This window comes from Nocardia asteroides, assembly GCA_019930625.1.
Classification (GTDB): domain Bacteria; phylum Actinomycetota; class Actinomycetes; order Mycobacteriales; family Mycobacteriaceae; genus Nocardia; species Nocardia sputi.
Window position 1 is genome coordinate 4,268,566 of sequence record CP082844.1, and the last position, 10,837, is coordinate 4,279,402.

General features: G+C 69.5%; 8 protein-coding genes. 4 read left to right on the top strand and 4 right to left on the bottom strand.

From position 1 onward, the window contains the following. Positions 1 to 2: 2 nt before the first annotated feature. Positions 3 to 539, bottom strand: a complete 537-nt coding sequence (locus K8O92_19735; GenBank protein UAK30176.1) for a hypothetical protein — start codon at positions 537 to 539, stop codon at positions 3 to 5. 117 nt (positions 540 to 656) lie between these two features. Further along, complete coding sequence (locus K8O92_19740; GenBank protein ID UAK30177.1) at positions 657 to 1,580, bottom strand: neutral zinc metallopeptidase; 924 nt, start codon at positions 1,578 to 1,580, stop codon at positions 657 to 659. Positions 1,581 to 1,772: 192 nt separating this feature from the next. On the opposite strand from K8O92_19740, the gene aspS reads away from it, so the two are divergent. After that, positions 1,773 to 3,566 (top strand): aspartate--tRNA ligase, encoded by a 1,794-nt coding sequence (gene aspS, locus K8O92_19745; protein UAK30178.1) that lies wholly within the window; start codon positions 1,773 to 1,775, stop codon positions 3,564 to 3,566. 74 nt (positions 3,567 to 3,640) lie between these two features. Then, on the top strand, positions 3,641 to 4,609 hold the full coding sequence (locus K8O92_19750) for a DUF389 domain-containing protein (GenBank protein ID UAK30179.1): 969 nt from the start codon (positions 3,641 to 3,643) through the stop codon (positions 4,607 to 4,609). Between the two features lie 8 nt (positions 4,610 to 4,617). Here K8O92_19750 and K8O92_19755 read toward each other — a convergent pair whose 3' ends face one another. Continuing rightward, the gene (locus tag K8O92_19755) at positions 4,618 to 5,583 is read right to left on the bottom strand and encodes a hypothetical protein (GenBank protein ID UAK30180.1); all 966 of its coding nucleotides are present in this window, start codon (positions 5,581 to 5,583) and stop codon (positions 4,618 to 4,620) included. A 190-nt stretch (positions 5,584 to 5,773) separates the two neighbouring features. On the opposite strand from K8O92_19755, the gene K8O92_19760 reads away from it, so the two are divergent. After that, on the top strand, positions 5,774 to 6,943 hold the full coding sequence (locus tag K8O92_19760) for a kinase (protein UAK30181.1): 1,170 nt from the start codon (positions 5,774 to 5,776) through the stop codon (positions 6,941 to 6,943). A 678-nt stretch (positions 6,944 to 7,621) separates the two neighbouring features. Here K8O92_19760 and K8O92_19765 read toward each other — a convergent pair. After that, positions 7,622 to 9,292: an alkaline phosphatase D family protein gene (locus tag K8O92_19765; protein ID UAK30182.1), complete on the bottom strand. Its 1,671-nt coding sequence runs from the start codon at positions 9,290 to 9,292 to the stop codon at positions 7,622 to 7,624. Between the two features lie 113 nt (positions 9,293 to 9,405). On the opposite strand from K8O92_19765, the gene K8O92_19770 reads away from it, so the two are divergent. After that, complete coding sequence (locus K8O92_19770; GenBank protein ID UAK30183.1) at positions 9,406 to 10,749, top strand: replication-associated recombination protein A; 1,344 nt, start codon at positions 9,406 to 9,408, stop codon at positions 10,747 to 10,749. Positions 10,750 to 10,837: the final 88 nt, after the last annotated feature.

The following is a 10,837-nucleotide window of genomic DNA, read 5'->3' on the forward strand; positions in this document are numbered from 1 at the left end:
TGTCAGTTGTCCGGGACGAACGAGTCGAGCAGTCTCTTGTAGAGATCGGCGAAGCGTTTGCGCGCGGCCTGCTGTTCGGCGCCGAGTCCTTCGGTGGTTTCCGGCGAGTACACCACCAAATGCACGTCCTCCGAGGGCAACTGCGGCATGTAGTCGATGATCCGGCTGCTCTGATCGGTGGCCTTGGGCACCCCGAGGTCCGTCGTGGCCAGCGCCTTGGTCTCGGCCAGCGCCGCGCTCAGCACGTCGGGCGGGATGTGGCCGTCGATCCGCTTCGGCGTAGTCTCGGGACGACGCTCGGCCGCCACGGCATCGGGACTGCTGGCCGCCCGGCCGTCGGCGAAGATCTCCAACTGCGGGCGTAGATCCGTCCGGGCCTGCCATCCGTCCGGAATGGTGGTCAGCGTGAACAGCGCCAATGGTGCGCTGATCGGCGGTAGCGCACTCGGGCGGTCCAGGGCCGGGTCGCCGGTGGCGGTCCCCGAGCCCACCGCGACGATCAGCATCACAACCAGCAGAACAGCTTTCGTTACTCGCATCGATCCCATCTTCCCGGTGCTGTCCGTGTTCGCCTGCGGCGCAGACGAACTGCCGTAGATCATGACAGCGCGCCGACCCCTGCGGGAATCGGCGCGCTGAGGCGATTCGATCCGGTTCTATCGCAAGGCGGACGGATTGTTCAGATCCTGCGCCGAATAGGTGTCACAAGCACGGACCTGACCGGTCCGGTATCCGGCGAGAAACCACTTCTGCCGCTGGTCGGACGAACCGTGTGTCCACGCTTCGGGATTCACCCGCCCCTGCGCGGCGCGTTGGATGCGGTCGTCGCCGACCGCGGCCGCCGCCGACAGCGCGTCGGCGACGTCCTTGTCCGACAGCGGCTTCAGGAACGGCTGATCGCTGCCGGGCGCAGGCTGCTTGTCCGCGAAGTGTGCCCAGATGCCCGCGTAGCAGTCGGCCTGCAATTCGGTGCGCACCGCCCCGGACTCCGGCCCGCGCGGGTCGCGTTGCGCGCGGCCGAGGTCACCCAGCAGATTCTGGATGTGATGGCCGATCTCGTGGGCTACCACGTATTCCTGTGCGAGCGGACCGCCGCTGGAACCGAAGCGGTCCACCAGATCTTGGAAGAAACTGGTGTCGAAGTAGGCGGTCCGGTCGGCTGGGCAGTAGAACGGCCCCACATCGCTGGTGGCATTGCCGCAGCCGGTCGCGGTCGCGCCGGAGAACAGTACGACCTGCGGCTGGACATAGCGCTTGCCTGCCTGCTTGGGCAGTTCGGCCGACCACACGGCGTCCAGGCTCTGTGCGGTGAGCGCCACCCGGCAGTCGACGTACTTGTTGGCGTCCGCGCCGGTCTTGCAGTGGCTCGGTGTGCCCGCCGTGCCGGGTTGGGTCTGGCTCTGCTCCGGCGCGCCGGTGAAATTGCCGAGGATGGAGCCGGGGTCGCCGCCCAGCAGCAGGGCCAGCACCAGCACGATGAGTCCGCCCGCGCCACCACCCAGCGCGAGCTTGCCGCCCATGCCGGGACCGCCGGAGGAAACCCGGTCGGGATCGATTTGCATGCCCTCGTTGAAGGTCATCGTCGTCGCTTTCTCGCTCGACCGTCGGGGCCGCGCAGCCCCCGCTCGTACGGTTCCCCGATTCTCACTGCCTCGGATACAGCTTGGCATGGGCGCGGCGATATCGGTTTCCACTCGGGGAATGTGTCTCACTACGATGGACTCGCACCTGGTCACCCCGCGCCCGGTGCCAGAGTCGTCGAAAGGAACCCCGTGCTGCGCACCCACTTGGCTGGTTCGCTGCGAAGCGAGCATGCCGGTCAGACCGTCACTCTCACCGGCTGGGTGGCCCGGCGGCGTGACCACGGTGGGGTCATCTTCATCGATCTGCGTGACGCGTCCGGCGTGGCGCAGGCGGTGTTCCGCGAGGGCGCGCCCGCCGAACAGGCGCACCGGCTGCGCGCGGAGTACTGCGTGCGCGTCACCGGCACCGTGGAGCCGCGACCGAGCGGCAACGAGAACCCGGAGCTGCCGACCGGCGCCATCGAGGTGAACGTCACCGAGCTCGAGGTGCTGAACGAGAGCGCTCCGCTGCCGTTCCAGCTGGACGAGCAGCCCGGTGAGGAAGCGCGTCTGAAGCACCGCTACCTGGATCTGCGCCGCGAAGGGCCCGCGCACGCCATCCGGCTGCGGTCCAAGGTCAACGCCGCCGCACGCGAGGTGCTTGCCCGCCACGAATTCGTCGAGGTCGAGACCCCCACGCTGACCCGGTCCACGCCGGAGGGCGCCCGCGACTTCCTGGTGCCCGCCCGCCTGCAGCCTGGCAGCTTCTACGCCTTGCCGCAGAGCCCGCAGCTGTTCAAGCAGCTGCTCATGGTCGGTGGCATCGAACGCTACTACCAGATCGCGCGGTGCTACCGGGACGAGGACTTCCGAGCCGACCGCCAGCCGGAATTCACCCAGCTCGACATCGAGATGAGCTTCGTGCGCCAGGAGGACGTGATCCTGCTGGCCGAGGAGATCCTGGTCGCGCTGTGGAAGCTGGTCGGCTACGAGATCCAGACCCCGATCCCGCACATGACCTACGCCGAGGCCATGCGCCGTTTCGGCACCGACAAGCCCGACCTGCGTTTCGGTGTGGAGATCACCGAGTGCACCGACTACTTCAAGGACACCCCGTTCCGGGTGTTCCAGGCGCCTTATGTCGGCGCGGTGGTCATGCCCGGCGGCGCGAGCCAGCCGCGGCGCCAGCTCGACGCCTGGCAGGACTGGGCCAAGCAGCGCGGCGCCAAGGGGCTGGCGTACGTGCTGGTGAACGAGGACGGCACGCTGGGCGGTCCGGTCGCCAAGAACCTCAGCGAGGCCGAGCGGGAGGGCCTGGCCAAGCACGTCGGCGCGGTTCCGGGTGACTGTGTGTTCTTCGCGGCAGGCGCGGCCAAGGCGCAGCGCGGTCTGCTCGGCGCGGCGCGGGTCGAGATCGCCCGCAAGGTCGGGCTCATCGATGAGGACGCCTGGTCGTTCGTGTGGGTCGTGGATGCCCCACTGTTCGAGCCCACTGTCGAGGCGACCGCGAGCGGCGACGTAGCGGTGGGCCACTCCGCTTGGACCGCGGTGCACCACGCGTTCACCTCGCCGAAGCCGGAGTCGCTGGACACCTTCGACACCGATCCGGGCTCGGCGCTGGCCTACGCCTACGACATCGTCTGCAACGGCAACGAGATCGGCGGCGGATCGATCCGTATCCACCGCCGCGACGTGCAGGAACGCGTCTTCGAGGTCATGGGCATCAGCCATGAGGAGGCGCAGGAGAAGTTCGGCTTCCTGCTGGACGCCTTCGCCTTCGGCGCCCCGCCGCACGGCGGCATCGCCTTCGGCTGGGACCGGGTCACCGCGCTGCTGGCAGGCGAGGACTCGATCCGCGAGGTCATCGCGTTCCCGAAGACCGGCGGCGGCGTCGACCCGCTGACCGACGCGCCCGCGCCGATCACCGAGCAGCAACGCAAGGAAGCGGGACTGGACGTCAAGCCGGAGCAGAAGAAGGGCGCGGACAGCAAGACCGCGCCGTAGCGAGGCGCCCGCCCGAACGGTACCTTCTGGTCAGCCACGTCTCTGCTCGAGGACGCCGACCGCGAGGAAATCCGTTGCTGCACTTGCGCATGATCAGCCCGCCGGAGATCACCGACGAGGTGCTCGCGGTGCTCGCCGCCGACCCCGGGGTCACGCACGTGACCCTGGCACGCGGCGCCGCTCTGGAGCCGAAGGGTGACCTCGTGCAGGCGGACGTGGCTCGCGAGGCCGCCAACGACGTGCTCGACGATCTGGCCGCGCTGGGCGTGTCCCGCTCCGGCGGCCTGACGCTCACGCCGGTGGAGACGATGCTGTCGGAGGCGGGCGAACGTGCGGTTCACGAGGCGCCGGGCGATCCGAGTGACGCGGTGGTGTGGGAGGAACTGCTCGCGCAGACACACGAGGAGTCGAGTCTCAACGCGACGTTTCTCGCCTTTCTCACCATCGCCTGCCTGCTCGCCGCGGTCGGCGTCGCGACCGATTCGTCGGTGACCGTCGTCGGCGCGATGGTCGTCGGTCCGGAGTTCGGGCCGCTGGCGGCCTTCGCGGTGGCTCTGGTGCGCAGGGAATTCCGGCTCGCCCGCCGGTCGGCCATCGCGCTCGCGGTCGGTTTTCCGGTGGCGATGGTGGTCACGCTGCTGGCGACGCTGGTGTGGCAGCAGGCCGGCTGGATCACCATCGACGGGGTCTCCGGTATCGATGAAGTCGACTTCATCTACCAGGTGGGACCATTCTCCTTGGTCGTCGCGCTGCTGGCGGGCGCGGCTGGCATGCTGTCGCTGGTGACCGCGAAATCGGCCGCGCTGGTCGGCGTGTTCATCTCGGTGACCACCGTGCCCGCGGCCGGCTTCGCCGTCGTGGCGGCGACCCTGGGGGAATGGCGGGTGGCGTTCATGTCCGCGGGTCAGCTCGCGGTGAACATGGTGGGTGTCATCGTGGCCGGGGTCATCGTGCTCGCGCTGCGGCCTCGCACGGGTAAGGAGGCCGGACCGCTCGAACGATTCACACAGTGGATCGGGAGGTGCTCACCGATCGGCAGGTGAGGCGGGCTTCACCGCGCGGCGACCGTGCCGCCGGTGAGCGTGCGGTAGGCGTAGGTCACCGCGATGGTGGCGACCGGGCCCGCCACGAGCAGGCCGAAACCGCACAGGAGTAGCCCCAGGAAGGTCACCACCAGCACTGCCAGCGCGAGAAGCAGCACCTGCCAGGCGTTGGACACCACCAGCGTGAAGCTGGACTTCAGCGCCTCGAACGGACCCTGGTCCTGATCGACGACGAAATGCAGCGAGAACATGCACAGCCACCCGGCGATCAACCCGGGAAGCAAGCAGATCGCCGAGCCGAGGAAGGTCAGCAGGAACGCCAGCAGCGCGGTGAGCAGCACATTGCCCGCGTTCACGAACCGGAAATAGGCGCCGAACGGTGGCGGAGTGCCGTCGGTCTCGTACAGTGCGCCGCGCACCATCGCCGCCTGCAACAGCCATATCCCGGCCATGACCGCCAAGAAGATGAACAGCAGCGGCAGCATGGTCGTCGGATCGGTGAGTTGGACGACGAGCAGGAACCCCAGATAGATGACCAGGCCCACCGCGGTCACCCCGACCCACGGCCCTGGATTGGCCCGGAACGCCGCCAACCCGTAGCTGAGCGCCTGGCCCACGTCCAGTGTGCTCGGACCGGTGGGGACCTGCTGGTAGCCGTAGACCGGCTCCTGGACCGGCGCGGGGCCTGCCGGGTTCCAGCCCGGCCCGGTGCCCGGCGGGCCGTAGCTGGGGTGCGGGGCGCCCCCGGGCGGGGGCGGTGGTTCACTGCCGTAGTGCGCCGCGCCGGGGCCCTCTGCCTGCGGATATCCGGAAGAACCCGCCATTTCCTGGCGGGCGTGGCCGGTCCCGGGGCCGGGAGCCTCTGGATGCGGGCTCCCGTGTTGGCCCTGCCGGGCCGCGAAGTGTTCGTCGTCGTTGGGGGAGGAAGCGCCGCCAGCTGATTGTTTGGGTGCGGGGGGCGGGGTTTCGGTCACGCGGAGACCTTTCCACTCAACTGGTTTGCGGTGTGGCGCACGGCAGTTGACGATGAGAAAACCCCACGGGTGCAAAGGTGTCAAGCGACCGGCGGCGGCTGTCCAGCCTCGCCGCGGACACGCCGGGCGACGCGGAAAGGTTGTGTAACCGCTCGCTAGAAGTGACCCGATGCGAGTAACTTGAGAGGCGATGACCGCACTATTGGCCGAACGCGCCGCCGAAGTCGTGTCCGCAGCGCAACAGTTGCTCACAAAGCGAATGGGTGCTCCGGTAAAGCTGAGCGATCCGATCGAACTCAGCGGTAGTGGTAGGACGACGGTCCTACGTGTGCGTGTAGCGGAGAACGCGTTCTCGTTGCCGCGAACCCTGATTGTCAAGCAGGTCCGCGGGGCCGCCCAGGATCGCCGGACCGGCGGCTTGGCCCCCGGGGTGGCCAGCATCGATTCCGCCTTCCTACGCGAGGCGGTGTCCTACCAGTTCACCACCGCGCTGAGCCGGGAGCACCGCCCGGGCGCGTACCTGATCGCCCACAGCCTCCCCGACCGACTGCTGATCCTCAGCGATCTCGGTGAGAACTCGCTGCTGACCGCCGTCCTGCACTCGGGCGCCGAGCCGGCCACCCGCAACGCCCTGATGGCGTTCGCCCAGGCGCTGGGCCGCATGCACGCCGCCACCGTCGGGCGCGAGGCGGACTTCGTCGCGTTGCTGCGCCGGGTCGACGTGGTGCACCGGGTGGACGGCATCGCGCAGCAGGCCGAGACGGCGATCGCCGAGGTGCCTGGCATGCTGCAGCGCGAACTGGGCATCGAGGTGCCCGGCGAGATCGCCGAGCGGATCGTGCGCGGCAATCGGCTCTTCTCGGCGGGTCGTTTCCGGGCGTTCAGCCCTTCGGACCTCTGCCCGGACAATGTGATCTTGAACGAGGAGGGCGCTCGCTTCCTCGATTACGAGTGGGGCGGCTTCCGCGACGCCACCCTCGACATCGCCTACGCGCTGGTGTCCTTCCCCGGCTGCCTGTGCGACGTCGAACTCTCCCGGGAACGAGCCCAGCAGATGGTGGAGGCCTGGCGTGCGGAGGTCGTGGGCGTGTGGCCCGCCCTGGCCGACGACGAACAGCTCGCCGAACGCATCCTGGAAGCCCGGCTGATCTGGGTATGGCTGTCCACCTACTGGTTCCTGCCCGCCGATCACACGCGTATCGCGGCCGCCAGGGAGCACGGGTTGTCGGTGCCGCGGTCGGCGGCGCTGATCAACCGCTGGGCAGCGCTCGCCGAAGACGCGCGCTGCACGGGTGACGACATCGTCGGTGACTTCGCCGAGGACGTTTCGGCGATGCTGGAAGAGCGTTGGTCGGAATAGGACTTGCGCCGGTGTCCGCCAAGCTCGGCGCGGCCGTGCGATCGGCCGCGACGAAGCCGGATATGGATGCCGCGCCGCTGCACGATGCGGGCGCTCGAAGCCCGGCGGCGGTGGTCCGCCGTTTTCCGCGGACCTCCGTCCGCTGGACCGCTGGGTGACCTGTGGTCCGGAGTGTCCCGTCAGCCCCGGTTACGGGCAAACCCCGGAAGGGCATGTCGCCGAATGCTTGCGCGTCGTAGCCGGTCGGAACCACCGGAGTGATCGACGTCCGGGAGATATCGTGCGCTGCCGGCTCTCAGCAACCTCCGGCCTGCGCAACCGGATATGAATTGCCCTCTCGCCCAGGCACAATGAGAGGTTCGGAGCGCTCGGTCATCAGAGATGCGAGCGCTGGGAAGAGGGAGTGCCGGGTGGGTCGGCTAGTGCTCGTTTTGCTTGTGATCGTTGTCGTCGCCGCGGTGATCGGCGTCGTGATCTCCCGACGGAACAAAGCACGTCGCCGGGTCGGCGATGACCCGGCGACACGTGCCCGCGCGGCCGGAGCCCAGCTCAGCAGGGAGACGCGCGCCCGTCAGTGGCGGAACAAGCCGCAAGGTAAGAGCGATTACAGCGGCGGTGGACGAGGATGCGGTGGCGGTGGCGGCGGATGCGCAGGCGGCGAGTGATCCGCCGCGAAGGTCAGCCGATCGGGTTCTGCCGCGCCTGGATCCGGTCCCCGGAGCGGACGGCGAACGAAGCGCCATGGCGCACACCCGAATTCGGGTCGGCCACGTTCAGCAGGTAGTACCAGTCCATCTGCGCATGGTCCGCCGTGATCTCCAGGACGCCGTAGCCGTGCGAATCCAGTTCGACGTAGCGCAGATGACGGTTGACCGTCTTGATCGATTCGGCGATCGGAGCGGAGTTCGCCCGGAGCATGTCGCCGATGCTTGTCGAGGTCACCGACGGCACGACGAACTCCGCGCCCGCCGTCGCGCCGCCCGGATAGTTCGCCGCGTCCACGGGTAGGTCGGCGGCCCACGAGGAGTGGATGTCTCCGGTGAGGAACAGCACGTCCGAGATCTGCTGGTCGATGATGGCGCGGAACAGGCGGGCGCGGTCGGCGGTGTACCCGTCCCACTGGTCGCCGTTCAGCGGCAGGCCGGACTGCGGGACGCCGATGGTGCTGGTGAAAGCCGCCGTGGTGGCCGGCTCCAGCGGCGGGAAGACCAGCGGCGCGACCATGACCGAGTTGCCGACCAGCTTCCACCGCACCGGCGCGGACGCCAAGCCCGCCGTCAGCCATTCCATCTGCGCCTTTCCGGTGATGGTGCGCGCCGGATCGTCGGCCGCGCGCCAGTGCGCTCCCGGCTTCGCTTCCTGGTCCCGGTAGCTGCGCAGGTCCAGCATGGTGAGTTCGGCCAGGGTGCCGAAGCGCAGTCTGCGGTATATCCGCACGTCGGCGCCCGATCCCGACGCTCGGACCGGCATCCACTCCAGGTATGCCTGCACCGAAGCCGCGCGCCGGTCCGGCCAGCCGCCCTCGGTCACGGGATCGTGGTTGCCCGCGCCGCCGGACCAGGAGTTGTTCGCGGATTCGTGGTCGTCCCAGGTGCAGATGAACGGCAGCGTGGCGTGCAGGGCGAGCAGGTCCGGGTCGGTTTTGTACTGGGCGTGGCGAATGCGGTAGTCGGCCAGGCCGACGATCTCGTCGGCGGGTTCGTGCGACCGTACGGCGCCGTCGCGCCCGCCGTAATTGCCGCGGCCGTACTCGTAGAGGTAGTCGCCGAGGTGCACGATCGCGTCCAGGTCGGTGCGGGCGGCCAGGTGGCGGTATGCGCCGAAATAGCCCGCTTCCCAGTTCGAGCACGAGACCACGCCGAATCGGAGGCGGTCCGGCGCGTCCGCCGTGGCGGGCGCGGTCTTGGTGCGGCCCACCGGTGAGGTCGAGCCGAGGGCGGTGAATCGGTAGTAGTACTCGACCCCCGGCGCAAGGCCGGAGACGTCGACCTTCACGGTGTGGTCGGACTCCGCCGCGGTCGTTACGGACCCCGATGCGGCGATCGAGAGGAAGCGCTCGTCCGCGGCCATCTCCCAGCGCACGGTCGCCGGGTCGCCCAAGCCCGAGCCGGGCGTCGCGTCGTCGGAGACGGTCACGCGGGTCCAGATGACGACGCCGTCGGGGAGCGGGTCGCCCGAGGCGACGCCGTGCCGGAATATCGGTATCGCGGCTCGCGCGCGTGCGGCGCCGAGCACCGCCGTGGTGGTGGCGGCGGCCGCGCTGCCTTTCAAGAGGGTGCGCCGAGCGAAGCGCCCGGAGTCCGAGGAATCTGAAACGATCGCGTTTTCAGTCACGGGTACCGATCCCATCCGAAGTACCGACGACTCGCAACTCGGCCGGTCGCTCCGCCGATCGGGGCGTGCCGTCGCGGCGCGGGAACGGTATGCCGGCGCTGTCGGTGCGGCTCGGTAACGTTCTTTCCGTGAGCGATGGTTTGTTCGACGTGCCCGGTGCCGCCGTGCCTCCGGAGCATTCGATCGACACCGTGGTGCGCAGGGACTCGGGTGCGCCGCTGGCCGTGCGCATGCGTCCGGCCGCGCTGGAGGAGGTGGTCGGCCAGCAGCATCTGCTCGGTCCCGGCTCCCCGCTGCGCAGGCTGATCGAGGGTTCGGGCGCCGCCTCGGTACTGCTGTACGGTCCGCCCGGCACGGGCAAGACGACCCTCGCCGCGCTCATCTCGCAGGCCACCGGCCGCCGGTTCGAGGCGCTGTCGGCGCTCTCGGCCGGGGTGAAGGAGGTGCGCGCGGTCATCGACATGGCGCGGCGCAGGCTGTCGGCGGGTGAGCAGACCGTGCTGTTCATCGATGAGGTGCACCGCTTCTCCAAGACCCAGCAGGACGCCCTGCTCGCCGCAGTGGAGAACCGGATCGTCCTGCTGGTCGGCGCGACCACCGAGAACCCGTCGTTCTCGGTGGTGTCGCCGCTGCTGTCGCGCTCGCTGGTGCTGCAACTGCGCTCGCTCACCGAAGCCGACATCCGCCAGGTACTCGGCCGCGCTGTCACCGACCCGCGTGGTCTCGCGGGCGAGTACGCCGTCACCGACGCCGCGCTCGATCACCTCGTCCGTATCGCGGGCGGCGATGCCCGCCGCGCGCTGACCGCCCTGGAAGCCTCGGCCGAGTCCTCCCTCGACGGCACCGTCGACGTGGACCTGGTCGAGGCCAGCGTGGACAAGGCGGCGGTCCGCTACGACCGTGCCGGCGACCAGCACTACGACGTGATCAGCGCGTTCATCAAATCCATCCGCGGCTCGGACGTCGACGCCGCGCTGCACTACCTGGCGCGCATGCTGAGCGCGGGGGAGGACCCGCGCTTCATCGCCCGTAGGTTGATGATCCACGCCAGCGAGGACATCGGCATGGCCGACCCGACGGCGTTGCAGACGGCGACCGCCGCCGCGCAGGTGGTGCAGCTGGTCGGCCTGCCGGAAGGGCGCCTGGCCCTCGCGCAGGCCACGATCCACCTGGCGACCGCCCCGAAGTCCGGCGCCGTCGTGGCCGCGATCGGCGCGGCCATGGCCGACGTCGCGGCGGGCAGAGCGGGCGCGGTCCCGCCGCACCTGCGCGACGGTCATTACGCGGGCGCGGCGGCCCTCGGCAACGCCCAGGGCTACAAGTACCCGCACGACGACCCCGGTGGCGTGCTGCCCCAGCAGTACCCGCCGGACGAGCTCGTCGGCGTCGACTACTACCACCCCACCGACCACGGCCACGAACGGGAGATCGGGCCCCGGGTCGACAAGCTGCGCCGCATCGTCCGGGGTTGACCTCGGCCGGGCCGGTTCGCCGGCCGTTCACCGGGGCGCGCGGGGACCCCGGTCGATGGAAATTCGGGTGCGCGGCACCGGTAGGCTG